28 protein-coding genes are annotated in these 25857 nt (G+C 65.8%); 17 read left to right on the top strand and 11 right to left on the bottom strand.

Features of this window, described 5'->3' with window-relative positions; genetic code table 11:
• The first annotated feature begins 107 nt into the window (after positions 1-107).
• From U4Y88_RS31300 to U4Y88_RS31290, 3 genes are all read left to right on the top strand, one after another.
• On the top strand, positions 108-1160 hold the full coding sequence (locus U4Y88_RS31300) for an NADP(H)-dependent aldo-keto reductase (RefSeq protein ID WP_224007201.1): 1053 nt from the start codon (positions 108-110) through the stop codon (positions 1158-1160).
• 279 nt (positions 1161-1439) lie between these two features.
• Positions 1440-2528: a permease gene (locus U4Y88_RS31295; RefSeq protein ID WP_224007204.1), complete on the top strand. Its 1089-nt coding sequence runs from the start codon at positions 1440-1442 to the stop codon at positions 2526-2528.
• Positions 2529-2767: 239 nt separating this feature from the next.
• Positions 2768-3190 (top strand): hypothetical protein, encoded by a 423-nt coding sequence (locus U4Y88_RS31290; RefSeq protein ID WP_224007207.1) that lies wholly within the window; start codon positions 2768-2770, stop codon positions 3188-3190.
• Positions 3191-3258: 68 nt separating this feature from the next.
• Here U4Y88_RS31290 and U4Y88_RS31285 read toward each other — a convergent pair whose 3' ends face one another.
• Positions 3259-4095: an ABC transporter permease gene (locus tag U4Y88_RS31285; protein WP_310634455.1), complete on the bottom strand. Its 837-nt coding sequence runs from the start codon at positions 4093-4095 to the stop codon at positions 3259-3261.
• Positions 4096-4114: 19 nt separating this feature from the next.
• Positions 4115-5050 carry a nodulation factor ABC transporter ATP-binding protein NodI gene (gene nodI, locus U4Y88_RS31280; protein ID WP_321788738.1) on the bottom strand — a complete coding sequence of 312 codons (936 nt, stop codon included), beginning with the start codon at positions 5048-5050 and terminating at the stop codon, positions 4115-4117.
• 380 nt (positions 5051-5430) lie between these two features.
• Between nodI and U4Y88_RS31275 the strand changes: the two genes are divergently transcribed.
• Positions 5431-5901, top strand: a complete 471-nt coding sequence (locus tag U4Y88_RS31275) for a universal stress protein (RefSeq protein ID WP_224007213.1) — start codon at positions 5431-5433, stop codon at positions 5899-5901.
• A gap of 172 nt (positions 5902-6073) precedes the next feature.
• Here U4Y88_RS31275 and U4Y88_RS31270 read toward each other — a convergent pair whose 3' ends face one another.
• The 3 genes from U4Y88_RS31270 to lexA form a co-directional block, all read right to left on the bottom strand.
• Entirely contained in the window at positions 6074-6802 is a 729-nt protein-coding gene (locus U4Y88_RS31270; protein WP_321788674.1) for a DUF2939 domain-containing protein, read from the bottom strand.
• Between the two features lie 142 nt (positions 6803-6944).
• Positions 6945-7307: a hypothetical protein gene (locus tag U4Y88_RS31265; protein ID WP_224007219.1), complete on the bottom strand. Its 363-nt coding sequence runs from the start codon at positions 7305-7307 to the stop codon at positions 6945-6947.
• A gap of 65 nt (positions 7308-7372) precedes the next feature.
• Entirely contained in the window at positions 7373-8023 is a 651-nt protein-coding gene (lexA, locus tag U4Y88_RS31260) for a transcriptional repressor LexA (protein WP_224007222.1), read from the bottom strand.
• A 268-nt stretch (positions 8024-8291) separates the two neighbouring features.
• Between lexA and U4Y88_RS31255 the strand changes: the two genes are divergently transcribed.
• The 6 genes from U4Y88_RS31255 to U4Y88_RS31230 all read left to right on the top strand — a co-directional run bounded on the left by U4Y88_RS31255 (position 8292) and on the right by U4Y88_RS31230 (position 14599).
• Entirely contained in the window at positions 8292-9338 is a 1047-nt protein-coding gene (locus U4Y88_RS31255; protein WP_224007225.1) for a sulfate ABC transporter substrate-binding protein, read from the top strand.
• Between the two features lie 114 nt (positions 9339-9452).
• Positions 9453-10364 carry a sulfate ABC transporter permease subunit CysT gene (cysT, locus tag U4Y88_RS31250; protein WP_321788672.1) on the top strand — a complete coding sequence of 304 codons (912 nt, stop codon included), beginning with the start codon at positions 9453-9455 and terminating at the stop codon, positions 10362-10364.
• Positions 10361-11332, top strand: a complete 972-nt coding sequence (gene cysW, locus U4Y88_RS31245; protein ID WP_224007231.1) for a sulfate ABC transporter permease subunit CysW — start codon at positions 10361-10363, stop codon at positions 11330-11332. Before cysT ends, cysW begins: the two co-directional genes overlap by 4 nt.
• A gap of 2 nt (positions 11333-11334) precedes the next feature.
• On the top strand, positions 11335-12393 hold the full coding sequence (locus U4Y88_RS31240) for a sulfate/molybdate ABC transporter ATP-binding protein (RefSeq protein WP_224007234.1): 1059 nt from the start codon (positions 11335-11337) through the stop codon (positions 12391-12393).
• Between the two features lie 108 nt (positions 12394-12501).
• A complete protein-coding gene (locus tag U4Y88_RS31235; RefSeq protein WP_310631616.1) occupies positions 12502-13428 on the top strand; it encodes a CysB family HTH-type transcriptional regulator in 927 nt (308 codons plus the stop codon).
• Between the two features lie 127 nt (positions 13429-13555).
• A complete protein-coding gene (locus U4Y88_RS31230) occupies positions 13556-14599 on the top strand; it encodes an asparaginase (RefSeq protein ID WP_321788670.1) in 1044 nt (347 codons plus the stop codon).
• A gap of 96 nt (positions 14600-14695) precedes the next feature.
• Here the strand turns inward: U4Y88_RS31230 and lysM are convergent, their stop codons facing one another.
• From lysM to gcl, 4 genes are all read right to left on the bottom strand, one after another.
• Positions 14696-15196, bottom strand: coding sequence for a peptidoglycan-binding protein LysM (gene lysM, locus U4Y88_RS31225; RefSeq protein ID WP_321788669.1), 501 nt, complete (start codon positions 15194-15196; stop codon positions 14696-14698).
• Positions 15197-15818: 622 nt separating this feature from the next.
• Positions 15819-16742, bottom strand: coding sequence for a 2-hydroxy-3-oxopropionate reductase (locus tag U4Y88_RS31220; RefSeq protein ID WP_356788760.1), 924 nt, complete (start codon positions 16740-16742; stop codon positions 15819-15821).
• A gap of 66 nt (positions 16743-16808) precedes the next feature.
• A complete protein-coding gene (gene hyi, locus U4Y88_RS31215; protein ID WP_310631618.1) occupies positions 16809-17606 on the bottom strand; it encodes a hydroxypyruvate isomerase in 798 nt (265 codons plus the stop codon).
• Positions 17607-17731: 125 nt separating this feature from the next.
• Positions 17732-19507: a glyoxylate carboligase gene (gene gcl, locus U4Y88_RS31210; RefSeq protein WP_224007246.1), complete on the bottom strand. Its 1776-nt coding sequence runs from the start codon at positions 19505-19507 to the stop codon at positions 17732-17734.
• Between the two features lie 178 nt (positions 19508-19685).
• On the opposite strand from gcl, the gene U4Y88_RS31205 reads away from it, so the two are divergent.
• The gene (locus tag U4Y88_RS31205; protein ID WP_224007247.1) at positions 19686-20597 is read left to right on the top strand and encodes a substrate binding domain-containing protein; all 912 of its coding nucleotides are present in this window, start codon (positions 19686-19688) and stop codon (positions 20595-20597) included.
• A gap of 26 nt (positions 20598-20623) precedes the next feature.
• Here U4Y88_RS31205 and U4Y88_RS31200 read toward each other — a convergent pair whose 3' ends face one another.
• Entirely contained in the window at positions 20624-21016 is a 393-nt protein-coding gene (locus U4Y88_RS31200) for a cupredoxin domain-containing protein (RefSeq protein WP_310631620.1), read from the bottom strand.
• Positions 21017-21080: 64 nt separating this feature from the next.
• Entirely contained in the window at positions 21081-21989 is a 909-nt protein-coding gene (locus U4Y88_RS31195) for a metallophosphoesterase (protein ID WP_321788667.1), read from the bottom strand.
• 380 nt (positions 21990-22369) lie between these two features.
• Here U4Y88_RS31195 and U4Y88_RS31190 point away from each other — a divergent pair, with 380 nt between their 5' ends.
• The 6 genes from U4Y88_RS31190 (at position 22370) to rplI (ending at position 25798) form a co-directional block, all read left to right on the top strand.
• Complete coding sequence (locus U4Y88_RS31190; RefSeq protein WP_415774524.1) at positions 22370-23173, top strand: RNA polymerase sigma factor; 804 nt, start codon at positions 22370-22372, stop codon at positions 23171-23173.
• The gene (locus tag U4Y88_RS31185) at positions 23163-24110 is read left to right on the top strand and encodes a zf-HC2 domain-containing protein (RefSeq protein WP_321788663.1); all 948 of its coding nucleotides are present in this window, start codon (positions 23163-23165) and stop codon (positions 24108-24110) included. The genes U4Y88_RS31190 and U4Y88_RS31185 overlap by 11 nt, the downstream gene beginning before the upstream one ends.
• A gap of 213 nt (positions 24111-24323) precedes the next feature.
• Complete coding sequence (gene rpsF, locus U4Y88_RS31180) at positions 24324-24695, top strand: 30S ribosomal protein S6 (protein WP_224007253.1); 372 nt, start codon at positions 24324-24326, stop codon at positions 24693-24695.
• Between the two features lie 45 nt (positions 24696-24740).
• Positions 24741-25040: a primosomal replication protein N gene (gene priB, locus U4Y88_RS31175; RefSeq protein ID WP_028204898.1), complete on the top strand. Its 300-nt coding sequence runs from the start codon at positions 24741-24743 to the stop codon at positions 25038-25040.
• Between the two features lie 2 nt (positions 25041-25042).
• Positions 25043-25318, top strand: a complete 276-nt coding sequence (rpsR, locus tag U4Y88_RS31170; protein WP_028216787.1) for a 30S ribosomal protein S18 — start codon at positions 25043-25045, stop codon at positions 25316-25318.
• 27 nt (positions 25319-25345) lie between these two features.
• Complete coding sequence (gene rplI, locus U4Y88_RS31165; protein WP_224007255.1) at positions 25346-25798, top strand: 50S ribosomal protein L9; 453 nt, start codon at positions 25346-25348, stop codon at positions 25796-25798.
• The last annotated feature ends 59 nt before the right edge of the window (positions 25799-25857 follow it).

Here is a 25857-nt window from a genome sequence, read left to right as displayed (position 1 = left end):
GCTTTTTCGTTGGGGCGACCACCGCACGAATTCAGCGCTTCCTGAAAAATTTCGGCCGGCGTGATAGTTTCGCCGTTCTCCCGCAACCTGATGATGGAAACGCTTCGATGGAATACCGCACACTCGGCGATACGAACGTCAAGGTGAGCCTGATTGGCCTCGGCACGATGACGTGGGGCGAACAGAACACCGAGCAAGACGCGCACGAACAGATCGACTACGCGCTCGACCAGGGCGTCACGCTGATCGACGCCGCGGAGATGTATCCGGTCCCGCCGCGTCCCGAAACGCAAGGGCAGACCGAGCGCTTCATCGGCACCTGGCTCGCGCAGCACCGCGCGCGCCGCGAGAACATCGTGCTCGCGACCAAGATGGCGGGGCCGGCGCGCCAGCCGCACAATCCGCGTCATATTCGTGGCGAAGGCAATCAGTTCGACCGCAAGAATCTGACCGAAGCGCTCGACGGCAGCCTCCAGCGCCTGCAGACCGATTACGTCGATCTGTACCAGCTGCACTGGCCCGACCGCAGCACGATGACCTTCGGCCGCCCCAACTATCCGTGGATCGACGACGCCTACACGGTGCCGATCGAGGAAACGCTCGCGGTGCTCGCCGATTTCGTGAAAGCGGGCAAGGTGCGCCATATCGGCGTGTCGAACGAGACGCCCTGGGGCGTCGCCCAGTTTCTGCGCGCCGCCGAAAAGCTCGGCCTGCCGCGCATCGTCAGCATCCAGAATCCGTATAGCCTCGTGAATCGCACGTTCGAAGGCGGGCTGTCGGAGTTCACGCATCGCGACGGCATCGGCCTGCTCGCGTATTCGCCGCTCGCGTTCGGCTGGCTCTCGGGCAAGTACGAGGGCGGGGCGCGGCCCGAGGGCGCGCGCATCACGAAGTTCGAGCGCTTCCAGCGTTACAGCAAGCCGCACGCGATCGCGGCCACCTCGCGCTATGTCGCGCTCGCGAAGGAACACGGCCTGTCGCCCGCGCAGTTCGCGCTCGCGTTCGTGAACAGCCGCCCGTTCGTGACGAGCAATCTGATCGGCGCGACGTCGATGGCGCAGCTCAAGGAGAACATCGGCAGCGTCGATGTGAAGCTCTCGGCGGACGTGCTCGCGCAGATCGACGCCCTGCACGAGCTTCAGCCGAATCCGGCGCCGTGATCGCTCGCCGACTCCGTCGCTAACTTCAGGCGGGCCACGCGTTCATCCCGCAAACGCGGGCGCAACCCGCCGACCTCGCGCCTCCTGACCCGCGAATCGTCCAACGCCAACATTGGCGATTCGCGAGTCATGCACTACGATGCTGCGCACGCCCGCCGCGCCCCGAGATCGGGGCCGCGGGGACCGATCAGGGCAGGGATCGTCCGATCCGCTCCGAGCCGGTTTCAGCTGCTTTTTCCCGTTTCACTATTCACACGCCCTTCGCGGAGTCACACCATAATGACCAGCGCACCCGACGCGCCTTCGCCACGTCCGCCCCAACTGCCGTCCGCGGCGCCTGGCTGGGGCTGGCCCGTTTTCCTTCTGCTGGCGGTCGCCGGTCTGTTCTACGTGAAGTGGTTCCCGTACTACCACCGCGCGTTCACGGCCGAGGCCACGCATTCGATCGGCAAGTCGATCCTGATGGGCGGCGAGGCCAGCGCGCCGGTGCCGTCGCTGGCCGCCGCGCTCGACTACGCTTTCGCCTACGGCAAGGCGATCTGGCAGGCGATGGTGCTGGGCCTGCTGCTCGGCTCGGGCGTACAGGCGCTGCTGCCGGTGCAGTGGGTCGCGCGCGTGCTCGGCCGACGCGGCTTCGGCAGCGTGGCGGCGGGCGGTCTGCTCGCGGTTCCCGGCATGATGTGCACGTGCTGCGCGGCGCCCGTCGTGGCGGGCCTGCGCGCGCGTAACGCGTCGACGGGTGGCGCGATCGCCTTTTGGCTCGGCAATTCGGTGCTCAATCCGGCGACGCTCGTGTTCATGGGTTTCGTGCTCGGCTGGCAGTGGAGCGCGCTGCGTCTCGCGCTGGGCCTGCTGATGGTGTTCGGCCTCGGCTGGCTCGCCAACCGCCTGGTCACGCCCGACGAGGCGCGCGCCGCCGACGACAACCTCACGCAGCTCGCGCGTCAGCAGGCCGAAGGCGGCAACGCGCTGGTGCGCTGGGCGCGGATCTTCCTGCGCATGGCCGTGCGGCTCGTGCCCGAATACATCGTGCTGGTGCTGCTGCTGGGCGCGGCGCGCGCGTGGCTGTTTCCGCACATCGGCCCCGATGTCACGAGCAGTCTCGGCTGGATCGTCGCCTTCGCGCTGGCGGGCATGCTGTTCGTGATCCCGACTGCGGGCGAGGTGCCGATCATTCAGGCGATGCTCGCGCTCGGCATGGGCGTGGGTCCGGCCGGCGCGCTGCTGATGACGCTGCCGCCCGTGAGCGTGCCGTCGTTCGCGATGCTCGCGCGCTCGTTCCGTCCGCGCGTGCTCGCGCTGGTCGGCACGGTGGTCGTGCTGTTCGGCATCGTGGCGGGGCTGGCGGCGGTCGCGCTGGGTTTCTGAGGCGCTAGCAGGCGGCGCTGCGGCATGCAATGACGCGCGCCGCGCCGCTTTATCGACGCCGAACTCGCGACGCCGAACTCGCGACACCGTGCCCGCGACGCCGTGCCCGAAAAATCGGGGTCGGCTGCGGTCAAAACGTCGCGGGCGCAATGCTACGATGTCGTCATTAGGATCACGCATCAACGACGGGCGGCGGCGGCGCCGTCCGCACAGACGAGGGCTTCGGCCCGGGAACCGGCATGGCACAGCAAAAAACCAATCCCAAACTCGAACAGGCGCTGACGCGCGGCGACCTCGCCATCCGTCAGGCCAATTCGGCGCGCGCGACGGCCGTGTTGCGCGCGCTCGGCAAGATGATCATCGAGGCATCGGCGACCATCGGTGTCGAGGCGAACGCCACGATCCCCGACGGCGATCGCATTTACGATCCCGCCGACGGTCTCTGGCCGCAGCAGCTGTTGATCTCGCTCGACGGTCCGGTCGAGGACTCCGATCCCGAGGAAATCCGCACGGTGCGCCTGCTCGCGCAGACGCAGGCGACGATGTTCCGCGTGGAATGGCATCGCGCCGACGGCAAGATCGGGCGTCAGGAAGGCGGCCCGTTCGCGACGGTCGCGTTTATTTCCGACGTCGACATTCCCTGGGGCGACGACGAAGAGTGATGCCGCCGCGTGCGCCCGAGCGCACGCGAACGTGACTGGGAAGACGCGCGCAGCACGCCGCGCGTCGCTCAGCGCATCATGCGTCGACGGAACAGGATCGACGCGACACCGAACGGCACCAGCACGTAGAACACCAGCACGGCCAGATGCAGCGCCGCGTGCTCGACGGGACGCCCGAGCATGGCCGGGCGAATCAGTTCGACGGCGTGCGCGAGCGGCAGCATCAGCGTGATGTGTTGCGCGGCCGCGGGCAGTTGCGCGATCGGGAAGAACACGCCCGAGAGCAGCAGCATCGGCGTGAGCACGAGCGTCTGATAGAACATGAAGAAGTCGTAGGACGGCGCGAGCGCGGTGACGATCATTGCGCAGCTCGCGAACGCGAGGCCCGCGAGCGCGATCACGGGCAGCGCGAGCAGCATCGACGGAAAGCTCGCATAGCCGAGCAGACCCGCCACGATCATGATGGCCGCGCCCGAGAGCATCGACTTGCTGGCGGCCCACATCACCTCACCGAGCACCACGTCGCCGAGCGAGAGCGGCGTGTGCATGATCGCCTCCCACGTGCGCTGCACGTGCATGCGCGAAAAGCCCGAGTACATCGACTCGAAGCTTGCCGACATCATCACCGACGACGACACCGTGCCCGCCGCGAGAAAGGCGATGTACGAAACGCCGTCGACGTGACCGACCATCAGCCCGAGACCGAAGCCCAGGCCGAACAGATAGATCATCGGATCGGCGAGATTGCCGAACATCGACGCGAGCGCGAGCTTGCGCCACACGAGATAGTTGCGGCGCCACACGGCGATCCAGTGCGTCGCGTTCGAGGGCAGGGCCGCGCGCGGCTCGCGCAGGGGCGGCTGGGCGCGTTGCGTGTCGGGCGGGGTGTGCGTGCGTGTCTGCATGGTGTCGGTCGTGGGCGGCTCAGTCCTGCATCTCGCGGCCCGTGAGCCGCAGGAAAACGTCTTCGAGATTCGCGGGCCGGTGCAGATAGCGCAGGTCCGAACGGTGGCGCAGCCGCGCATGCACGGGCGCCGGGTCGTCGACATAGCAGAACAGCGTTTCGCCGCTGATTTCGGTGCGCTTCGCGAAGGGCGCGAGTTCGTCGCGTAGCACGCCCGGTTCCGGGCCGTAGACTTCGATCACGTCGCAGCCGATTTCGGTTTCGATCAGCGCTTTCGGCGCGCCCTCGGCGATCTTGCGGCCTTCCTCGATCACGCAGACGCGATTGCACAATCGTTCGGCCTCCTCCATGAAATGCGTCGTGAGGAGAATGGTCTTGCCGCGCGCGAGCAGCGAGCGCAGCCGCTCCCAGATCAGATGGCGCGCCTGCGGGTCGAGGCCCGTGGTGGGTTCGTCCATCACGAGCACGTCGGGATCGTTGACGAGCGCGCGCGCGAGCGTGAGACGCCGGCGCATGCCGCCGGACAGTTCGCCGACGCGCGCGTCGGCCTTGCTTTCGAGGCGCGCGAATTCGAGCAGCGGCGCAACGAGATCCTGCGTCTGGCGCGACGAGAGCCCGAAGTAGCGGCCGAACACGAGCAGGTTCTCGCGCACGGTGAAATCGGGATCGAGATTGTCGAACTGCGGCACGACGCCGACGCGGGCCCGCGCATGTCGCGCGCGAGCGGGGACGGGTTCGCCGCACAGGCTGATGCGGCCCGCATCCGGCGACACGATGCCGAGCAGCATGCGCAGCGTGGTGGTTTTGCCCGCGCCGTTCGGACCGAGCAGTCCGAAACATTCGCCGGGGACGACGTCGAACGACAGGCCGTTGACGACCGTCCTGTCTCCATAGTGTTTGATGACCTGCTCGAATTCGATGGCGGGCATGGTTGAGCGATGTCGGTGAGCGCGCAGGTGGTGCACGCGCAAGGCGGCCTATTCTACTAGAGCATGGCGCGCGCGCAGGGCTGGCACATTGCTGACGCATCGCGGCGCGCGCGGCTGGTGCATGCCGCACTCACGCGCGGGCGCGATGCATCACGCAAGGGACGTCCGGTGTGTTTTGCGTGCACGCGCGCATGCCGTGTCAATCGCTGACGCGGCAATCATTGCCATCGTGCGCAAATCCGGTGCCAGCGTGCGTTGTAGGCCAATGAGGTGCCGAAGTGGTGCGGATGTGCGCTGCTGCGCACCTGTCGCTAACCTGGCGTTTTCCAGGCCTTGCATGTCGAATTGCGGCGCACCATGATGCAGGTACGACCTGCGTTTTCGCGTGGGTTTTGGGGGAATCGATCATGGCGAGCTACAAGAAAATCCTGCTCTGTTACGACGGCTCGCGCGAAGGCCGCAAGGCGCTGCGTTGCGGGGCCGATCTGGCCTTGGATCTGCAAGCCGAGACGCATCTGCTCTCGGTGGTGGACATGCGCTCGACCATCGCCCAGAGCGCGGGCCTGTTGACCGATGTGGCGTGCGGCCGCTTCGAGGAAACGGCGCGCGAGATTCTCCAGGAAGGCGTCGACTGGCTCACCGAGCGCGGCGTGCGCGCGCAGGGCCATTTCGCCTTCGGTCATCCGATCGACGAGATCGCGAATCTCGCCAACGAACTGAATGCCGATCTCGTGGTGGTGGGGCATCGCTGCCGCACGGGGCTGTCGCGCTGGTGGATGGGCGCGGGCAATACGCCGCTGCTCGATCGCGTGTCGTGCAGCATTCTCGTGGCGTGTTCGTCGCCTGCTGAAGACAAGCAGCAGCAAGCGGCCGCTTAGCGGCGCGCGCGTTTGCGCGATGTTTGCTTCGTTTTTTGCGTCGCTTGTCTGCTAGTCGTGCTCAACCCGCGCCGGACCGGCCTGCGCTTCGCGCGTGGTCTGTCCGGCGCGTGGTGATTTCAAGGCCGACGATCACGATGGTCCTGCTGATCCCGCCGGGACGCGCGATCGATCAATCCGGCGCGTTCGCGCCGCTTCCCGAATCGGGTTCGTTCAATTCCACCGCCGCGAGCTTCCACGAGAACAGGCCATGCCGTTGCAAGATCGCGGCATAGCGCTCGCTGTGCGCGCTGCGTTGCCATGTCACCGCGAATTCGTTGAGGCTGCGATAACCCGCGGCGGCTTGCGCGCGCGACTGAGGTTGCGCGGATTCCGCCGGTGCGTTCGGAGTCGCGGGCGTTGCGTTTTGCGGCGTGCTTTGCGGCGCGCCCTGTGAAGGCGACGCAGGCGAAGAAGCCGGCGGCGGCGCGGCAGGCTGCTCGCCGGGCTTACCGGTGGGCGGCATGCCGTTGAGCAGCGCGGCTACGCCTTCGGGCGTGGCGTAGGCGTCGACGAGCGGCCCGATCAACGCCGAACCGATCACCGCGCCAAACAGCAGCAGCGGATTACTGCTGTGCTCGGCCTGAATGCGCCGCTGCAGCATTTCCCCGGCTTGTTGTTTGAGACTCGCGCGCAACGCCGGGTAATCGACATATTCGCTCAAAGCGGCCGCGTCGCGCGCGTCGGCGGCCTGTTTGAGGTGGTTGAGCGCGATATACGGCGAGGCGTAGCCGTACCCGAGCGCGGCCACGACGGCCACCGCCGCAACGGCGATGGTGACGGGCTTCTTCCAGTTCGAGGGTTGGCTGGCGGTGTTACGTGCGGAGTTGCGTGAAGCGTTGGGCGTATTCGTGTCGGTCATCGGGGGCAGGTGCGCCGCGCGAGCGGTGCGATCATGGAATCAGAGCTTCGATCTGAATGTTGACCGCGCTCGCGCCAAAACGATCCCCACACCTGCAAGAACCTCCGCCGACACGTCATTTCCCATTGCCTGACTTCGTGCCTTACTTCGCGAGCGCCGCCGCAGGCAGATCGCTTTGCTGCTCGGCGATGCAGCGGTCGAGTGCGCGGCACACCGCGTCCATCGTGCCGACCATGATGAGGCGTGACGGGCCGTGATAGACACGCACCGGCGCGCGGCGGTCCGGCTGTTCCGTATTTAGCGTGCTGTTGAGCGACACGCGCGCGAAAGCCGGCTGCGCCGAGGGCAGGGGCGGCAGTTCGGGCGTTTCCAGCTTCTCGAAAAGCGAGCCATTGAGCGCGGCCGCCGAGGCGCGCGCGTCACGCATTGCGCACGAGGCGATTCCGCGCAGATGGCGCAGACGGCCGAATTGACGGAAGGGCAACAGGCGGGCAAGGCGTTCCATGACTCTCTCCAGAGAAGTGCGCTAACAGGCGCAAAACCGGCGCTGAACGGCGCGCGGATGGATTCTTAGAATTCGGTGGGACGGATCAGACCCACGGCAATGCCTTCGAGCGCGAAGTCGGCGCTGCCGGCCTCGACGAAGATGTTGTCGTAGTCGGGGTTCTCCGCGATCAGCTCGATGCCGTTGGGCTGGCGCTTCAGACGCTTCACGGTCACGTCGTCGCCGAGACGCGCAACGATGATCTGGCCGTCTTTCGCTTCCGCCTTCTTCTGCACGGCGAGCAGGTCGCCGTCGAGGATGCCGGCGTCGCGCATCGAGAGGCCGCGCACCTTCAGCAGATAGTCGGGGCGGCTCGAGAACAGCGCCGGGTCGCAGGCGTAGTTCTGGGAGATATGTTCCTGCGCGAGGATCGGGCTGCCTGCCGCGACGCGGCCGACCAGCGGCAGCGAGAGCTGCATGATGCTGGCGTGCGGCAGCGTGAACTGGTGCGGCAGGTCGTCGGGGCCGGGCATCAGACGGATGCCACGCGAGGCGCCCGCCGCCAGCTCGATCACACCCTTGCGCGCCAGCGCGCGCAGATGTTCTTCCGCCGAGTTGGCCGAGCTGAAGCCCAGTTCGGCGGCAATCTCGGCGCGCGTGGGCGGAAAGCCGGTGCGCTCGATCGCGCGGCGGATCAGATCGAAAACCTGCTGCTGTCGTGCGGTGAGTTTGGTCATGTCGACACTGTATGTTTGAACAGGTAACTGTATTTTTATACAGTATTCGCCGCTTTTCAAGTGTTACTTGAACTTTGTCGTTTGGGTGCCGCCACAGCAGCGTTTCCGGGCGATCCGACGGACGAAAACGTGCTCCAACGTCCGATTCCTCCGCCCTTACCACTTTTGCGTATTAAAGAATGAAAAAACATCATTTTTAATAATGTAAGCGGATCGCTAGACTGGCCTCCATCGATCGCAGCACCACACGACAAAACGGAGAAAGTGGATGAATCAAGGCAATACGGGGCGCGCAGGCTGGCTGACAACGCTGGCGGCAAAACTGGTCATCGGCGTTGCACCGCTCGTCGGCATGGTGGCGATGGCGCCGGCTGCGCACGCAGATACGTCGCTGCTGAACGTTTCCTACGATCCGACGCGCGAGCTGTATCAGGAGATCAACGAAGCCTTCATCAAGCAGTGGAAGGGCAAGACGGGCGAGACGCTCACCATCAAGCAGTCGCACGGCGGCTCGGGCGCGCAGGCGCGCTCGGTGCTCGACGGTCTGCAAGCCGACGTCGTGACGCTGGCGCTGGCCTGGGACATCGACGCGCTCGCCAACAAGGGCATCGTCGCGAAGGACTGGCAAAAGCGCCTGCCCGACAACGCCTCGCCGTACACCTCGACCATCGTGTTTCTGGTGCGCAAGGGCAATCCCAAGCACATCAAGGACTGGGATGACCTGACGAAGCCGGGCGTGTCGATCGTCACGCCGAATCCGAAGACCTCGGGCGGCGCGCGCTGGAACTACCTCGCGGCCTGGGCCTACGCCGAACATCAGCCGGGCGGCAACGACCAGAAGGCCAAGGAGTTCGTGACGAAGCTTTACAAGAATGCGGGCGTGCTCGATTCGGGCGCGCGCGGCGCGACCACGAGCTTCGTGCAGCGCGGCATCGGCGACGTGCTGATCGCCTGGGAAAACGAGGCCTTCCTGTCGCTCAAGGAATTCGGTCCGGACAAGTTCGAGATCGTGGTGCCGTCGGTGAGCATTCTGGCCGAGCCGCCTGTCGCCGTGGTCGACAAGGTCGTGGACAAGAAGGGCACGCGCAAGCAGGCCGAGGCGTATCTGCAGTTCCTCTATAGCGAGGAAGGCCAGGAAATCGCCGCGAAGAACTTCTACCGTCCGCGTTCGGACAAGGTGCCGGCGGCGCTCACGGCGAAGTTCCCGAAGCTCAAGCTCTACACGGTGGACGACACCTTCGGCGGCTGGACCAATGCGCAGAAGACGCATTTCGCGGATGGCGGCGTGTTCGACTCGATCTACCAGCCGCAATAAGCGAAGCCGCAGTTAAGTAACAGCAGCACCGACGTAACGATAAAAACAAGGCGCGCCCAACGAGGCGCGCCTTTCGGCGCAAGACAACGCGCAACCCATGTGAAGAGATACAGCATGACGACGTTCCGATTACGCAAGCCAGGCGCGCTGCCGGGATTCGGCGTGACGCTCGGCATCACCGTGGCTTATCTGAGCCTCGTGGTGCTGATCCCGCTCGCCGCCACCTTTCTGAAGACCGCCACGCTCGACTGGGCGCAGTTCGTGCGCGCCGTGTGGTCGCCGCGCGTGATCGCGTCGTACCGCCTGACGTTTACCGCCGCGCTCGGCGGCGCGCTCATCAACGCGGTGTTCGGCTTTCTGCTCGCGTGGGTGCTGGTGCGCTACACGTTCCCGTTCAAGCGCGTGATCGATGCGCTCGTCGATCTGCCGTTCGCGCTGCCGACTTCCGTGGCGGGCATTTCGCTCGCGGCCGTGTACGCGGGCAACGGCTGGATCGGTCAATATCTTCAGCCGCTCGGCCTCAAGATCGCGTTCACGCCGCTCGGCGTGCTGGTCGCGCTGACCTTTATCGGCTTGCCCTTCGTGGTGCGCACGGTGCAGCCCGTGCTCGAAGAGTTCGAGCGCGAGCAGGAAGAGGCGGCCGCGTGCCTCGGCGCGTCGCGCTGGCTGACGTTCCGCCGCGTCGTGCTGCCCGCTGCGTTTCCCGCGCTGCTGACCGGTTTCGCGCTGTCGTTCGCGCGCGCGCTGGGCGAGTACGGTTCGGTCATCTTCATCGCGGGCAACGTGCCGATGAAGTCGGAAATCACCTCGCTGCTGATCATCACGAAGCTCGAGCAATACGACTACGCAGGCGCGACGGCGCTGGCCGTGGTGATGCTCTGCGTGTCGTTCGTGATGCTGCTGCTGATCAATACGTTGCAGTGGTACCTGCAACGCCGCACGAGCCGCGGTGGCGGCGCGCCGCGTGCGCCGAATGCCACTGCCACCACGCAGACTACGCAAGCCGTCGCCGGAGGTGCGCAATGAGCACGAATGCACGCCGTATTCCGGCAGGCCGTCCGAACCCCGTGACCGAAGCGCCGTGGGTGCGCTGGCTGCTCACGGGCATCGCGCTGGCCTTTCTCGCACTGTTCCTTGTGGTGCCGCTCGTCGCGGTGTTCTGGCAGGCGCTCTCGAAGGGCATCGGCTTCTATTTCGAATCGCTCGCCGATCCCGACGCGCTCGCCGCCATCAAGCTCACGCTGATCACGGCCGCGATCGCGGTGCCGCTCAATCTGGGCTTCGGTCTCGCCGCGTCGTGGGCGATCGCGAAGTTCGATTTTCGCGGCAAGGCGCTGCTGACCACGCTGATCGACTTGCCGTTCTCGGTCTCGCCGGTGATCTCGGGTCTCGTCTACGTGCTGATGTTCGGCGCGCAAGGCTGGTTCGGTCCGTGGCTCGAAGACCATAACGTGCAGATCATCTTCGCGGTGCCGGGCATCGTGCTCGCGACGATTTTCGTGACGTTCCCGTTCGTCGCGCGCGAGCTGATTCCGCTGATGCAGGCGCAAGGCACCGACGAAGAAGAAGCCGCGCACGTGCTGGGCGCGTCGGGCTGGCAGATGTTCCGCCGCGTGACGCTGCCGAATATCCGCTGGGGCCTGCTGTACGGCGTGATTCTCTGTAACGCGCGCGCGATGGGCGAGTTCGGCGCGGTCTCGGTGGTCTCGGGCCACATTCGCGGCCAGACCGACACGATGCCGCTGCACGTCGAGATTCTCTACAACGAATACAACTTCGCGGCGGCCTTTGCCGTGGCGTCGCTGCTCGCGCTGCTTGCGCTCGTGACGCTGGGCCTCAAGCTGCTCGCGGAACGCCATATGTCCGCCGAACTGCGCGACGACGACGTGCCGGCCTTCGCCGGTCCGCCGCCCGCATCGACGGCCACTCATACGCATTCGCAACCCGCGCCCCGCACCGGCGCCGCGCGTCAATCGCTGCAACAGGAGCTGTAATCATGGGCATCACCGTCAGCAATCTGCACAAGCGCTTCGGCGACTTCACCGCACTCGATAACGTCTCGCTCGACTTTCCGGCCGGCGAACTGGTCGCCTTGCTCGGACCGTCGGGCTGCGGCAAGACCACGCTGCTGCGCGTGATCGCGGGCCTCGAATACGCCGATGAAGGTCAGGTCGTGCTGCAAGGCCAGGACGTGGGCGAGGTGGGCGCGCGCGAGCGTCAGGTGGGCTTCGTGTTCCAGCATTACGCGCTGTTCCGTCACATGACGGTGTTCGAGAACGTGGCGTTCGGCCTGCGCGTGAAGCCGCGCAACGAGCGTCCGTCGGAAGCCGTGATTCGCGAGAAGGTGCATGAACTGCTCAAGCTCGTGCAGCTCGACTGGCTCGCGCAGCGCTATCCGTCCGAGCTGTCGGGCGGCCAGCGTCAGCGTATCGCGCTGGCGCGCGCGCTCGCCGTGGAGCCGAAGGTGCTGCTGCTCGACGAGCCGTTCGGCGCGCTCGATGCGAAGGTGCGCAAGGAACTGCGCGGATGGCTGCGCCGTCTGCACGACGATCTGCATATCTCGACCATCTTCGTCACGCACGATCAGGAAGAGGCGCTCGAAGTGGCCGATCGCATCGTCGTGATGAATCACGGTCACGTGGAGCAGGTGGGCAGCCCGCAGGACGTCTACGATCATCCGCAGACGGCCTTCGTCTACGAGTTCCTCGGCGCGGCGAACCGTCTGCGCGGCAGCGTGAACGCAAGCGGTTTCGTCGCCGATGGCGCGGCGCAGCCGATCTCGGTGCAGGCGGGCTTCGAAGGTCCGGCGCTCGCCTATGTGCGTCCGCACGATCTGGTGCTGCATCGCGACGCGGCGCAGCATCGCGACGGCATCGTCGTCGACGTGCGGCGCGTGGTGACGCTGGGCGGGTCGGTGCGCGTGGAGCTTGAAAGCCGCACGGGCGGCGCGCTCGAAGCGCAACTCGACCGCGAGGCCTGGCGCGCGCTCGATCTTTCGGTCGGCGACGGCGTGACGGCGGTACCGCGCGGTTTGCGCGTATTCCCGGCGCAATGAGCGGCGCAATAAGCTGAATCAGCATAATCGGCGCAACGATGCGCGGCGTGCCGCGCATCCACTACACTAAAAAACGTCAATAAACGGTCGGCAGTCGGAGAGAAGAACATGAATTTTCAGCAGTTGCGTTTCGTGCGCGAGGCCGTGCGGCAGAACATGAACCTGACCGAAGTGGCGAACGTGCTCTACACGTCGCAGTCGGGCGTCTCGAAGCAGATCAAGGATCTGGAGGACGAGCTGGGCGTCGACATCTTCATTCGACGCGGCAAGCGCCTCACCGGTCTCACGGAGCCGGGCAAGGCCGTGCATCAGCTGATCGAGCGCATGCTGCTCGACGCGGAGAACCTGCGCCGCGTGGCGCGCCAGTTCGCCGATCAGGACAGCGGCCACCTCGTCGTGGCGACGACCCACACGCAGGCGCGCTATGCGCTGCCGAAGGTCGTGCACCAGTTCCGCGAAGTGTTTCCGAAGGTGCATCTGGCGCTGCGTCAGGGCAATCCGCAGCAGATCGCGCAGATGATCATCAACGGCGAGGCCGATATCGGCATCTCGACCGAGGCGCTCGATCGCTTCCCCGATATCGTGACGTTCCCGTGCTATTCGTGGCATCACGTGGTGGTCGTGCCGAAGACGCACCCGCTCGTGGGCCGCGAGAATCTCACGCTCGAAGACGTCTCCGAATATCCGATCATCACCTATGACCAGGACTTCACGGGCCGCTCGCACATCGACCAGGCGTTCGCGAAAGCGGGCGTGGTGCCCGACGTGGTGCTGACCGCCATCGACGCGGACGTGATCAAGACCTATGTCGAACTCGGCATGGGCGTGGGCGTGGTGGCGGCGATGGCCTACGACCCGAAGCGCGACAGCGAACTCGTGGCGCTCGACACGCAGCATCTGTTCGAGGCGAGCACGACGCGCGTGGGTCTGCGCAAGGGCGCGTTCCTGCGTCAGTACGCGTACAGGCTGATCGAGATGTTCGCGCCGCAACTGACCGAGCAGCAGATCGCGAGCCAGTTGCGCGAAGTGGTCTGAGGATCGGAATCGCGCGCGTTCGCCGATCATGAACGGGCGTGCGCGAAGTCCGGGTATTGGGTCCGGCTATTGGACCCGGCTATTGGACCCGATGGCGGCGCCGGGCGGATCGCTTAAAATCGCCGCCATGACTACCTCCTCTTCCTCCCAGAACGCGGCCGGCGCTTCGGCGCTGCCGCGCATCGCGGTGCTCGCCACGGGCGGCACCATCGCCGGCTCCGCGCCCGACGCGGCCAACACGGCGGGCTATCAGGCCGGCGTGATCGGCGTCGCGCAGCTGCTGGCCGCCGTGCCGGGCCTCGACGCCGTCGCGCAGATCCATGCCGAGCAGGTCGCAAGCGTCGACAGCAAGGACATGTCCTTCGCGCTCTGGGCCACGCTCGCGCAGCGCGTGAACGCCTTGCTCGCCAGCGACGACATCGACGGCGTGGTGATCACGCACGGCACCGACACGCTCGAAGAAACCGCGTATCTGCTGCATCTGACCGTGAAAAACGCCAAGCCGGTGATTCTCACGGCGGCGATGCGGCCTGCGTCCGCGCTCTCGGCGGACGGTCCGCTCAATCTGCTCAACGCCGTGACGGTCGCCGCGAGCGGCCAGGCGAGCGGTCAGGGCGTGCTCGTCGCGTTCAACAACCGCATGCATTGCGCGCGCGATGTCGCGAAGATCAGCACCTATGCGGTCGATGCGTTCCAGTCGCCCGAGATCGGCGCGCTAGGCTGGGTGCAGGACGGTCGTGTGGACTTCCAGCGCCGCGCGTTGCGTCCGCATACGCTCGATACGCCGTTCGCGGTTGTCGACGAAACAGCCGCGCAGTGGCCGCAGGTCGAAATCGTCACGAGCTATGCGGGCGTGTCGCGCATCGCCGTGGACGCGCTCGTGAGCGCGGGTGTGCGCGGCATCGTCGTGGCGGGCACGGGCAACGGCTCGATTCACGCGACGCTCCAGCAGGCGCTCGCCGATGCGGCGGCGCAAGGCGTGGCCGTGGTGCGCGCGTCGCGCGTGGGCTCGGGGCACGTGATGCACAACGGCGCGGCGAAGGACGACGCGCTCGGCTTCGTTTCGGCGGGCACGCTGAGCCCGTACAAAGCGCGTGTGCTGCTGATGCTCGCGCTCGCGGCGGGCGACACGCAGAAGGATGCCTTGCAGCGCGTGTTCGATACGTATTGATCACAGCGGATGGCGGCGCTGCGCTGACTCGCGCACCATGAAAAACGGGCCTTGCGGATCGCTCCGCAAGGCCCGTTTCTTTTTCAGCCGCGTGGCTTATTGCAGCGGCGGAATCACGAGCACCTGACCCGGATAGATCTTGTCCGGGCTCGTGAGCATCGGCGTGTTCGCCTGGAAGATGACGTCGTTCTTCGCGCCGCTGCCGTAGTACTTTTCGGCGATCTTCCAGAGGTTGTCGCCCGAGACCACCGTGTGATGCTGCGCTTCGGGCGCGGGATTCGTGACGGTCAACTGGTCGTCGACCTTGTCGACGTTCTGCACGTTGCCCGCGGCCACGAGGATCTTTTCCTTGGTGGGCTGATCGGCGGCGTTGCCCGTGACGGTCACGGTGTGCGAGACGCCGTCGTAGGTCACGCCGAGATTGTCGGCGTCGAGGCCCTGCGAGCGGATATAGGCCGCGATCGCGTCGCCGGCCTTCTGGTTCAGGTCCGCGAGATTCGCTGCCGGTGCGGCGGCGGGTTCGGCGGCTTGCGCCGGCGCGGAGGCCGAGCCGAACAGTTTTTCGCCGGCTTCCTTGATGAAATTGATAATGCCCATCGATCAGACTCCTCACGTGCTGGGGGTTGATTGAGTGACCACGCAGCCAGTTGCGCGTTGACCTGCGCGTTCACCTTGCGCTGCCGGCGTGACACACGAATGAAAGCACGATTCTAGAAACGCGGATGCGAAAGCGTCCAGCGCGAGGAGGTAAAAGATTGTGAAACGCGGCGCGGGCGTTGCGCGCGCGCAGGGGCGAGGGCCGCGTGCAAGGGCAGGGCGCGGCCATCCGACAGGCGGACACCCGGTGACGACGTCTGACCGACCAAGGCTTCCCCGTCGTCGCCGAGTGCCGCTTTCGGACCCCACTGGCCGCCCTCAGCCCAGAGCGGCCCCGATTTGCCTCGCAGCGGTTGCCGCCGCCACGAAGCGCCCCACCGATGGCTGTCGCGCGCGATGTTGTTGCGTCGATGATGTCGTTTCGACGTTATCGCGTTGACGTTGTCGTGTCTTTCGCGCCAGCCTGAATGCGTATGCGTGCTTCCGCAGGTGTTTCTTATCGTTCTTGCTCGTTCTTTTTTGTTCGACGGGCGATGCGCACGTAGGCTCCGCACGCATCGCCTGCCGGTTCACGTCGACTTCATCGTTCCCCTGTTGCGGAACCTGTGCCGTCACGCGTCGCTCAGGCCGCCTTCGCCTGCGCTTCCGGTGCCTGCGCGATTTCGAAGTTCGCCATGATTTCGAGCGCACGGATCATCGCCGAGTGATCCCAGGCCTTGCCGCCGTTTGCCGCGCACACGCTGAACAGTTGCTGCGCGCTCGCCGTGTGCGGCAGCGCGATGCCCAGCTTACGCGCGCCGTCGATCGCGAGGTTCAGATCCTTCTGGTGCAGCTCGATGCGGAAGCCCGGGTTGAACGTGCGCTTCGTCATGCGCTCGCCATGCACTTCGAGAATGCGCGACGACGCGAAACCGCCCATCAGCGCCTTGCGCACGCGCTCGGGATCGGCGCCCGAACGCGCGGCGAACAGCAGCGCCTCGGCCACGGCCTCGATGTTCAGCGCGACGATGATCTGGTTCGCGACCTTGGTCGTCTGGCCCGCGCCGTTGTCGCCGACGAGCGAGATGTTCTTGCCCATGATCTCGAACAGCGGCTTGGCCTGGTTGAAGGCCTTCTCCGGGCCGCCGACCATGATCGACAGCGTGGCGTCGCGCGCGCCGACTTCGCCGCCCGAGACCGGCGCGTCGAGATAATCGCAGCCGAGCGCGTTGATCTGCTTCGCGAACTGCTGCGTTTCGAGCGGCGAGATCGAGCTCATGTCGATCACGAGCTTGCCGGCCGAGAGACCCTTGGCCACGCCGTCGTCGGCGAACAGCACGTTCTGCACGTCGGGCGTGTCCGGCACCATCACGATGATCACGTCCGAAACCTGCGCGACGGCGGTCGAGTCGGCGACCACGGTCGTCTGCGTGCGCAGATCGTCGGGCACCGGATACTTGCCGTTGACGGCGAGCGTGTGGCCGCCCTTCAGAAGGTTGCGCGCCATGTGCGCGCCCATGATGCCGAGGCCGATAAAACCAATCTTTGCCATCTGTGTTGTCTCCAGTTGAGTCGAATGCGGTTCGATGTGTCGATGTATGTGCGGTGCGAGATCAGGCGCAATCGGGCGAAATCAGGCCAGTTCGGCGGCGCGTTGCTGCGCGCTGCGCAGCCAGCCGAGACCGTCGACGGTGGCCGCTTTCGGCTTGTATTCGCAACCGACGTAGCCCTCGTAGCCGAGCGTATCGAGCAGATCGAACAGGAACGGATAGTGGATCTCGCCCGTGCCCGGCTCGTTGCGGCCCGGGTTGTCGGCGAGCTGGATGTGGGCGATCTTCGCGAACTGCTTCTTGATGGTCGCGGCGAGTTCGCCTTCCATGCGCTGCATGTGATAGATGTCGTATTGCAGGAACAGATTGTCCGAGCCGACTTGCTCGATCACGTCCAGGCCTTCGGCCGAGCGGTTCAGCGCGAAGCCCGGAATGTCGTAGCTGTTGCACGGCTCGACCAGCAGACGGATGCCTTCGCGCTTGAGTTCGCCCGCTGCGTAGCGCAGGTTCTCGACGATGGTCGCGAGCGCGGTGTCGCGGTCGATGCCCGCCGTCGGAATGCCGACGAGGCAATTCAGTTGCGGCACGCGCAGCGCCTTCGCGTATTCGATCGCGCGTCCTACGCCTTCCTTGAATTCGCCCTTGCGATCGGGCAGGCAGGCGATGCCGCGTTCACCGGCTTCCCAGTTGCCGGCCGGCAGGTTGTGCAGCACGAGCTTGAGATCGTGCTCGTTCAGGCGTTCGGCCAGTTCGGCGGCCTTGTACGGATACGGAAACAGGAATTCCACGGCGTCGAAGCCCGCCTCGGCGGCCGCGGCAAAGCGGTCGAGAAACGGCACTTCGTTGAACAGCATGGTGAGGTTCGCGGCGAATTTCGGCATGTGTGTCTCGCGGGTCGGTCAGGGTGGGAGCGTCCGCTTTTCGCGCATCAGGGCTGAGCGCGAAAAGCGGGTGGAAGCACTACGTCAGCACTAAGGAAGCGCAGCGAAAATCAAACGTCCATTCATCAGGATTGCAGAGCAACTGCCGTCGGCGCGTGCTCCGGCTTCTCGGCGAGTTCCTCGAACTCGTTGATCGCGTCGATCTCGGTGCCCATTGCAATATTGGTCACGCGTTCGAGAATCACTTCGACGACCACCGGCACGCTGAACTCCGCGGCCATCGATTGCGCCTGCTTGAGCGCCGGAGCGATCTCCTCGGGCTTGAACACGCGCAGCGCCTTGCAGCCGAGGCCTTCGACCACGGTCTTGTGATCGACGCCATAGCCGTTCACTTCCGGCGCGTTGATGTTCTCGAACGCAAGCTGCACGCAGAAGTCCATGTCGAACTGGCGCTGCGCCTGGCGGATCAGGCCCAGATACGAGTTGTTCACCAGCACGTGCACGTAGGGCAGCTTGAACTGCGCGCCCACGGCCAGTTCCTCGATCATGAACTGGAAGTCGTAGTCGCCCGAGAGCGCCACGATGGGGCGCGTCGGATCGGCCGCGCGCACGCCCAGCGCCGCCGGAATCGTCCAGCCGAGCGGGCCCGCCTGGCCGCAGTTGATCCAGTTGCGCGCCTTGTAGACGTGCAGGAACTGCGCGCCCGCGATCTGCGAGAGACCGATCGTGCTCACGTAGCAGGTATCGCGGCCGAACGCCTTGTTCATTTCCTCGTAGACGCGCTGCGGCTTGATCGGCGCGTTGTCGAAGTGCGTCTTGCGATGCATCGTGGCCTTGCGCTGCTGGCAGTCGGCCACCCATGCGCTGCGGTCCTTGAGCTTGCCCGCGGCCTTCCATTCCTTGGCGACTTCGACGAACAGTTCGAGCGCGGCCTTCGCGTCCGAGACGATGCCGAGATCCGGGCCGAACACGCGGCCGATCTGCGTCGGTTCGATGTCGACGTGCACGAACTTGCGGCCCTTCGTGTAGACCTCGACGCTGCCCGTATGACGGTTGGCCCAGCGGTTGCCGATGCCGAGCACGAAGTCGGAGGCGAGCATCGTCGCGTTGCCGTAGCGATGCGAGGTTTGCAGGCCGACCATGCCTGCCATCAGCGGATGGTCGTCGGCGATGGCGCCCCACGACATCAGCGTCGGAATCACAGGCACGCCCACGGTTTCCGCGAACTGCACGAGCAGGTCTTCGGCCGCCGCGTTGAGCACGCCGCCGCCCGAGACGATCAGCGGTTTCTCGCTCGCGTTGAGCAGTTCGAGCGCGGCTTCGATCTGCTTGCGCGACGCCTTCGGCTTGTAGACCGGCAGCGGCTCGTACAGGTCGATGTCGAATTCGATTTCGGCGAGCTGCACGTCGATCGGCAGATCGACCAGCACCGGACCCGGACGGCCCGATCGCATCAGATGGAAGGCCTGCTGGAACACGCGCGGCACCAGCGCCGGCTCGCGCACGGTCACCGCCCACTTGGTGACGGGCTTGGCGATCGACTCGATGTCGACGGCCTGGAAGTCTTCCTTGTACAGACGCGCGCGCGGCGCCTGACCCGTGATCGCGAGGATCGGAATCGAGTCGGCCTGGGCGGAGTAGAGGCCCGTGATCATGTCGGTGCCCGCCGGACCCGAGGTGCCGATGCACACGCCGATGTTGCCCGGCGCGGCGCGCGTGTAGCCTTCGGCCATGTGCGAGGCGCCCTCGACGTGGCGCGCCAGCACGTGCGTGATGCCGCCGGCTTTCTTGAGCGCCGAATAGAACGGATTGATGGCGGCGCCCGGCACGCCGAAAGCGGTGTCGATGCCTTCTTTTTCGAGCACCAGCACGGCGGCGTCGACGGCTCTCATTTTGGCCATGAAATGTCTCCTCAATGTTGCGATGACCTGAACAGGCCGATGAATACTGCGCTTGAGGATCACTGTAGGCTCGCAGGAAAGGTTTGATAAGATCAGTCCGGGTCGCTTATTCCGATACAAAAAGTATGGAATGAATCGGGAGTGGACAGGCGGCGCAGACACAACGAGGAGACAGGCGATGGACCGCTTCAAGCAGATCGAGACTTTCGTGCGCGTCGCGGAGGCGGGCAGCCTCGCGGCGGCGGCGCTGGAGGAGGGCGTGTCGCCCGTGATTCTCGGACGCCGGATCGACGCGCTCGAAAAGCGCCTCGGCGTGAAGCTCATGTACCGCTCGACGCGGCGGCTCGTGGTCAGCGAAGAGGGCGCCGCGTTCCTGGAGCGCTGCCGCGGGCTGCTGGCGGAATGGGAGCAGGCGGAAAACGAGTTGTCGGCGGGGCGGCGCGTGGTGAACGGGCATCTGATCGTTTCGGCGCCTGCCGCGTTCGGGCGCAAGCACGTCGCACCGCTCGCGCCCGCTTTTCTCGCCGACAAACCGGAGTTGCAGGTCTCGTTCAACCTGACCGACCGCGTGGTCGATCTGGTGCGCGAGGGTTACGACCTGTCGATCCGCATCGGCGGCTCGGTCGATCCGAATTTCGTCGCCGTGAAGCTGGCCTCGAACCGGCGCGTGGTGTGCGGCACGCCCGAATATTTCCGCAAGCACGGCCGGCCGAAGGCGCTCGAAGATCTGCCGGGCCACAATTGCCTCGCGTTCAACCTGCAAGGCGGGCAAAACCGCGGCTGGTATTTCCGCCGCAACGGCAAGCTCGCGACCGTGCGTGTGGGCGGCAATCTCGACTGCAACGACGGCGAGCTGCTGCACCGCTGGGTCACGGAAGGGCTCGGGCTCGGCTGGCGCTCCACGTGGGAGATCGACGCCCAGCTCGCGCGCGGCGAACTGGAGACCGTGCTCGACGACTACGCGCTGCCCGATTACGACATCCTCGCCGTGTATCCGCAGCAGCGCTATGTGCCGGCCAAGGTGCGCTATTTCATCGACTATCTGAAGGCGGTGTATTCGCGGCCCGGTTACTGGACCGAGGACTTTTAAGCGGCTGCGTCGCACCGGCCGCTCTTTCAGCCCACCACGATCACGCCGTTCATCGTCTCGTGGCCCGAGCCGCAGAAGATGTCGCAGAGAAACTGCACGGTGCCCGCGTCGCCCGCCGTGGCCGCGAGTTTGACGACGCTGCCGGGCGGCACGTCGGCGCGCACGCCGTACTGCGGAATCGAAAAGCCCATCGTCGTGTCCTGCGACGTGAGTTCGAACACCACGCTCTCGTGCGGCGCGAGCGCGATGTGATCGGGCGTGAACACGAAGCGGCGCGCGTGAACCTGGATGACGCGCGGCGCGGCCTGCGCGTCCACACGCAGCAGTGCCGTGGCGCCCACAGTCGCGGCGGCGAGCGCGAGCCAGCGGCGGCGCGCAAGGCGCGGCTCGCGCGCGCGCAAACGATGAAGTTTCAGCATGGTGGTCTCCTGGTTTCGTTCGCTTTCGTGCGATGTCGTGCGATGTGGTGCGATGTCGGGGCGTTCAGCCGATCTGGCGGATCGGCACCTCGGTGAGCGCAAAGGCGCCCGGCGCGCCATTCACGTCGACGCTGCGCCAGCCGAGTCCCTTGTACGGCGCGGCCGCGTCCCACGGCACCGGCAGACGCTTGGGCTGCGACATCGGCGCGGGCAGCGCGAACATCAGCGAGCGCGCGGCGTGATGCGAGACCGAGCCCGTCATCGTGTGGTTCTCCTGATGAATGTGGCCGTAGAACACCGTGACATTCGCGTGCTTCTGCAACAGCGCGATGGCCTGCGCGCCGTCGCGCGTGGCCCAGTCCCATTGCGGCGCGAGATCGAACAGCGGCCGATGCGTGAAGACGACGATGCGCGCGTCCTCGCGCTGGCGGCCGAGATCGTCGGCGAGCCAGGCGAGTTGCGCGTCGCCGATGCGGCCCGCCGGGTCCGAGACGTTATCGAGCACGATGAAATGCACGCCGCGATGGTCGAAGGTGTAGTGCGTCGCGCCGAAGATCTCGCGAAACGCCTCGCCGTTGTCGAGACTCGCATCGTGCTCGCCGGGCATCAGATAGAGCGGCTTCACGCGCAGGCCCGCGACGATCTGCTGGAACTCGCGCATGCGCGCGCGGCGCACGGCGGGGTCGTCGGTGGTGTGCGTGAGGTCGCCCGTGAAGACGACGAAATCGGGCGTGGCGGGCAGCGCGTTGACGGCGGCGATGGCCTTGGGCAGCGTGCCTTTCGCGTCCGGGTTGATGGCCGGGCCTTCGAAGCCCCAATGGGCGTCGGAGAGCTGGACGAAGAAGAAGTCGGCGTGGCCGGCCGCCTGGCCCGCGGCCCAGCCGGGCAGGGCCGAGGCGAACACGGCGCCGCCGCCGAGCGCGGCCAGCTTCAGGAAATGACGCCGCGAGAGCGGCGCGGGGGTGGTCGGCATGACGGTCTCCTCGTGGATGGACGCGCGCGGGGTTGTCGGGCTGCAGGGCAATTGCGTTTGCGCGTGACTGTCTTACCGGTTTCAGCCCGCTTCCATTCCCGATTTATTTTTGATTTCGCGGCCGATTCGCGGGAATAAACTGCCTGTGGAGCCGGTAATGCGGATGTGAGGCGGAGGTGTCGCGGCCGGCGGAATGAACCTGCGGACACGGTGCAGTCGAGGTGTGGCGGGTTGTGGCTAGTTGTGGCTAGTTGTGGTCGAAGCGCACGGCCGACACATGGCCGCAGTGCGGGCAAGACGATGAGCGTGGCGCACGAGGGGACGAGGTGGGCGAAACCGCGAACGGGCAGCACGACGAGGCGCAGCGCAGCAGCCAGGAAATGGCGGCGCGCAGCGGGCGTTTTCAGGCGCTCGCGCTGCCGCATCTCGATGCCGCGTACAACCTCGCGCGCTGGCTGTCGCGCAATCCCGGCGACGCCGAGGACATCGTGCAGGAAGCGTTTCTGCGCGCGTTCCGTTTCTTCGACACATTTCGCGGCGAGCAGGCGCGCCCCTGGCTGCTCGCGATCGTGCGGCGGGTCTGGTACGACGAGTGGCGTCGGCGCGCGGGCGCCGAGGAAGTGGCGCCGTTCGACGAGTTGCGCGACGACACGCCGCCCGACGGCTGGGACACCGGCAGCATCGACCCGGAAACGCTCGCGATCCGCGCCGAGGACACGCGCCGCGTGCAGGACGCGCTGCAGCGTCTGCCGGTCGAGTATCGCGAAGTGCTGGTGCTGCGCGAACTGGAGGAAATGGGCTATCGCGAGATCGCCACGGTCATCGACGTGCCGGTGGGCACGGTGATGTCGCGGCTCGCGCGCGGCCGCAAACGGCTCGCGGCGATACTGGCGGCCCAGCAAGGGCGGGGCGCGTCGGTGGGCGCGCAGTGCGGGCCGAAATCCGCGTCGACATCCGGGCCACAGCCCGACGCCGCCGCGCACGACCGCAAGACCGATTTCGGGGGCAGCAGCAAAGCGTCGGGACCATCCGGCCGGGGGCCAGACGGCCGGTTCCGCGAGGAGCCGGCCGTCGACGGCGGACATCCCGAGCCGTCGACTTCGCCCGTTGCGGGGCCTCTCATGGGCACCCGCGCGGCTTCTACTCATGTCACGCCGACGACGGAGGCGCCAGATGAACTGTGATGAAGCGCGCCCGCTGCTCGATGCGAGCGTCGACCGGGAACTGTCCGCCGCCGACGAATGGCGCGTGCGCGAGCATCTGAGCGGCTGTGCGCCATGCCGCGACGCGGCGGACGTCGTTCAGGTGATTTCGCGAACGGCGCGCGCCGCGCCTTACCATCGCGCGCCGCCGGATCTGGCCGCGCGCATCGTGGCGGCGTTGCCGCCGCTCGACGCGCCGAACCCGGAACCCGCGCCGCGCATGGTCGCCGACGATGACGCTCGCGCCACGAAACCCGCCCGCGCCGAGGATGGCAAAAAGGCAGGGTTCGCAGGATGGCGGTGGCCGTCTTTCGGCGGATTCGGTGGATTCGGTGCATTTGGCGGATCCGGCGCAGCGGGCGGCGCGCCGGCCACGGGCGCGCGCGCGCCGGCCTTCGCGTGGTCCGCGCTGGGCGTGCTCGCGCTGGGCGCATTGGGTCTGGTCGCGGCGCTGCATCTGCGTGAGCCTGCGGCAACCGGCGCGTTCGTCGACGAACTCGTGGCGAGCCACGTGCGTGCGCAGATCTCGGGCCGCGACCTCGACGTGATCTCGACCGACCGCCATACGGTGAAGCCGTGGTTCAACGGCCGCATCGACTATGCGCCGCCGGTGGAGGATCTCGCCGCGCAGGGTTTTCCGCTCGTGGGCGGCCGGCTCGACTATGTGGGGCGCGAGCGCGTCGCGGTGCTCGTGTACCGGTTCCGCAAGCACGTGATCGATGTCTATGTGTTCCCGCCGGGCACGTCCGGGCCGCAGGCGGACGCCGCCGCGCCGCCGCGCGACGACGGCTACGCGCTCGCGCATTGGCAGGCGGGCGGCATGACGTGGTGGGCCGTGACCGATGCGGGGCCGGATGCGCTCGTCGGCCTGCGCGCCGCGCTCGACGCACGGCTCGCGGGCGGCGGAAGCGGGGGCTAGGGCGCGTTTTGCGGTGGTCCGCGCGGCTCCCGCGTGGTCCGGCATGGTCCAACTCACCGCGCCAACCGCGCAAGTCCTTGAAAACACGCCCGAATCAGATCGCCGATGCATGATGGCGGTTGCGCACGTAGCCCGATCGCGCTACAATCTTCGGCTTCTCACTTGCCGCACCGGTTCCGACGCCCGGGTGGCTTTAATCCACAAGGAGTGAATATGCGTCATTACGAAATCGTCTTCATCGTGCACCCCGATCAAAGCGAGCAAGTGCCCGCAATGATCGAGCGTTACAAGAGCACGATCACGTCGCACGGTGGCCAGATCCACCGTATCGAAGACTGGGGCCGTCGCCAACTGGCCTACATGATCGAGAAACTCGCGAAGGCTCACTACGTCTGCATGAACATCGAATGCGACCAGACCACGCTCGACGAACTGGAACACGCGTTCAAGTTCAACGACGCTGTTCTGCGTCACCTCATCGTCAAGATGAAGAAGGCCGAAGCAGGCCCGTCGCCGATGATGAAGGAAGTGCAGCGCGAAGAAGCCAAGAAGGCGGCTGCTCAGCCGACCGAAGCGCAGGCTTAATACACAAGCCATCAGGATTCGAGCTCTCTTGCTTAAGCACACTGCGTGAACAGGCTGCAACTCACGGCTAGCGTCGTCGAACGCGAACCGGTGCGGTATACCCCCGCCGGCGTTCCGATTGCCAGCGTCACGTTGCAGCACCGCACGGAGGTCGTCGAAGCGGGTATTCCCCGATTCGTCGAACTCACGATGCCCGCGGTGGCGGCCGGCAAGGCCTGCGGTCTGGTCGAAAGCTGCGAGATGGGCGTGGAAGCGCTCTTCACCGGTTTTCTGGCGAAAAAGCACCGTAATGCGCGAACCCTGGTGTTTCACATCACCGAAATGCAAGGTACAGGAAAGGACTAATCATGCCCCGCCCGACTGGTAAGAAATTCGACAAGCGTCGTCAACAACAAAACCCGCTCTTCAAGCGCAAGAAGTTCTGCCGCTTCACGGCTGCTGGCGTCGATCAGATCGACTACAAGGACATCGAAACGCTGAAGGACTTCATCGGCGAAAACGGCAAGATCACGCCGGCTCGTCTGACGGGTACGAAGGCCCACTATCAGCGTCAGCTGGACACGGCTATCAAGCGCGCGCGTTTCCTCGCGCTGATGCCGTACACCGACCAGCACAAGGCCTAATAAGACGACGCTACAAGGAGCAATTGAATGCAGATCATTCTTCTGGAAAAAGTCGTCAACCTGGGCAACCTCGGCGACATCGTCAAGGTGAAGGACGGTTACGCACGTAACTTCCTGATCCCGAACAAGAAGGCTCGCCGCGCAACGAAGGACGCAATCGCTGAATTCGAAGTTCGCCGCGCTGAACTCGAAAAGGCCGCCGCTGAAAAGCTGGCAGCTGCACAAGGCGAAGGCGAAAAGCTGAGCGGCCTGACCGTTCAGATCGGCCAGAAGGCCGGCGTCGACGGCCGTCTGTTCGGTTCGGTCACGAACGCGGACATCGCCGAAGCGCTCACGAAGCAAGGCTTCGCAGTGGAAAAGATGCAAGTGCGTCTGCCGGAAGGCCCGCTGAAGATCGTTGGCGACCATTCGGTGCAAGTTGCACTGCACACGGACGTGCTCGTCGACATCACGGTGTCGGTGCAAGGCGAACACGCCTAAGCACGCATGCGGTCCTCACGGGCCGCGTGTTCGCGCCGTTCTACGTCGCAAAGAACAAG

This window comes from Paraburkholderia sp. J94 (assembly GCF_905220285.1).
Classification (GTDB): Bacteria; Pseudomonadota; Gammaproteobacteria; order Burkholderiales; family Burkholderiaceae; genus Paraburkholderia; species Paraburkholderia tropica_A.
This window is presented reverse-complemented; position numbering and strand designations above follow the sequence as displayed.

Excerpts from the sequence above, each read along its gene's own strand:
- U4Y88_RS31235 (WP_310631616.1), top strand. The coding sequence starts at position 12,502 with ATGAATTTTCAGCAGTTGCGTTTCGTGCGCGAGGCCGTGCGGCAGAAC.
- rpsF (WP_224007253.1), top strand. The coding sequence starts at position 24,324 with ATGCGTCATTACGAAATCGTCTTCATCGTGCACCCCGATCAAAGCGAG.
- U4Y88_RS31255 (WP_224007225.1), top strand. The coding sequence starts at position 8,292 with ATGAATCAAGGCAATACGGGGCGCGCAGGCTGGCTGACAACGCTGGCG.
- U4Y88_RS31185 (WP_321788663.1), top strand. The coding sequence starts at position 23,163 with ATGAACTGTGATGAAGCGCGCCCGCTGCTCGATGCGAGCGTCGACCGG.
- U4Y88_RS31265 (WP_224007219.1), bottom strand. The coding sequence starts at position 7,307 with ATGGAACGCCTTGCCCGCCTGTTGCCCTTCCGTCAATTCGGCCGTCTG.
- U4Y88_RS31290 (WP_224007207.1), top strand. The coding sequence starts at position 2,768 with ATGGCACAGCAAAAAACCAATCCCAAACTCGAACAGGCGCTGACGCGC.
- gcl (WP_224007246.1), bottom strand. The coding sequence starts at position 19,507 with ATGGCCAAAATGAGAGCCGTCGACGCCGCCGTGCTGGTGCTCGAAAAA.
- U4Y88_RS31230 (WP_321788670.1), top strand. The coding sequence starts at position 13,556 with ATGACTACCTCCTCTTCCTCCCAGAACGCGGCCGGCGCTTCGGCGCTG.
- rplI (WP_224007255.1), top strand. The coding sequence starts at position 25,346 with ATGCAGATCATTCTTCTGGAAAAAGTCGTCAACCTGGGCAACCTCGGC.
- U4Y88_RS31240 (WP_224007234.1), top strand. The coding sequence starts at position 11,335 with ATGGGCATCACCGTCAGCAATCTGCACAAGCGCTTCGGCGACTTCACC.
- cysW (WP_224007231.1), top strand. The coding sequence starts at position 10,361 with ATGAGCACGAATGCACGCCGTATTCCGGCAGGCCGTCCGAACCCCGTG.
- hyi (WP_310631618.1), bottom strand. The coding sequence starts at position 17,606 with ATGCCGAAATTCGCCGCGAACCTCACCATGCTGTTCAACGAAGTGCCG.
- rpsR (WP_028216787.1), top strand. The coding sequence starts at position 25,043 with ATGCCCCGCCCGACTGGTAAGAAATTCGACAAGCGTCGTCAACAACAA.
- cysT (WP_321788672.1), top strand. The coding sequence starts at position 9,453 with ATGACGACGTTCCGATTACGCAAGCCAGGCGCGCTGCCGGGATTCGGC.
- U4Y88_RS31285 (WP_310634455.1), bottom strand. The coding sequence starts at position 4,095 with ATGCAGACACGCACGCACACCCCGCCCGACACGCAACGCGCCCAGCCG.
- U4Y88_RS31200 (WP_310631620.1), bottom strand. The coding sequence starts at position 21,016 with ATGCTGAAACTTCATCGTTTGCGCGCGCGCGAGCCGCGCCTTGCGCGC.
- U4Y88_RS31195 (WP_321788667.1), bottom strand. The coding sequence starts at position 21,989 with ATGCCGACCACCCCCGCGCCGCTCTCGCGGCGTCATTTCCTGAAGCTG.
- U4Y88_RS31205 (WP_224007247.1), top strand. The coding sequence starts at position 19,686 with ATGGACCGCTTCAAGCAGATCGAGACTTTCGTGCGCGTCGCGGAGGCG.
- U4Y88_RS31295 (WP_224007204.1), top strand. The coding sequence starts at position 1,440 with ATGACCAGCGCACCCGACGCGCCTTCGCCACGTCCGCCCCAACTGCCG.
- U4Y88_RS31190 (WP_415774524.1), top strand. The coding sequence starts at position 22,370 with ATGGCGGCGCGCAGCGGGCGTTTTCAGGCGCTCGCGCTGCCGCATCTC.
- lexA (WP_224007222.1), bottom strand. The coding sequence starts at position 8,023 with ATGACCAAACTCACCGCACGACAGCAGCAGGTTTTCGATCTGATCCGC.
- U4Y88_RS31275 (WP_224007213.1), top strand. The coding sequence starts at position 5,431 with ATGGCGAGCTACAAGAAAATCCTGCTCTGTTACGACGGCTCGCGCGAA.
- U4Y88_RS31300 (WP_224007201.1), top strand. The coding sequence starts at position 108 with ATGGAATACCGCACACTCGGCGATACGAACGTCAAGGTGAGCCTGATT.
- lysM (WP_321788669.1), bottom strand. The coding sequence starts at position 15,196 with ATGGGCATTATCAATTTCATCAAGGAAGCCGGCGAAAAACTGTTCGGC.
- U4Y88_RS31270 (WP_321788674.1), bottom strand. The coding sequence starts at position 6,802 with ATGACCGACACGAATACGCCCAACGCTTCACGCAACTCCGCACGTAAC.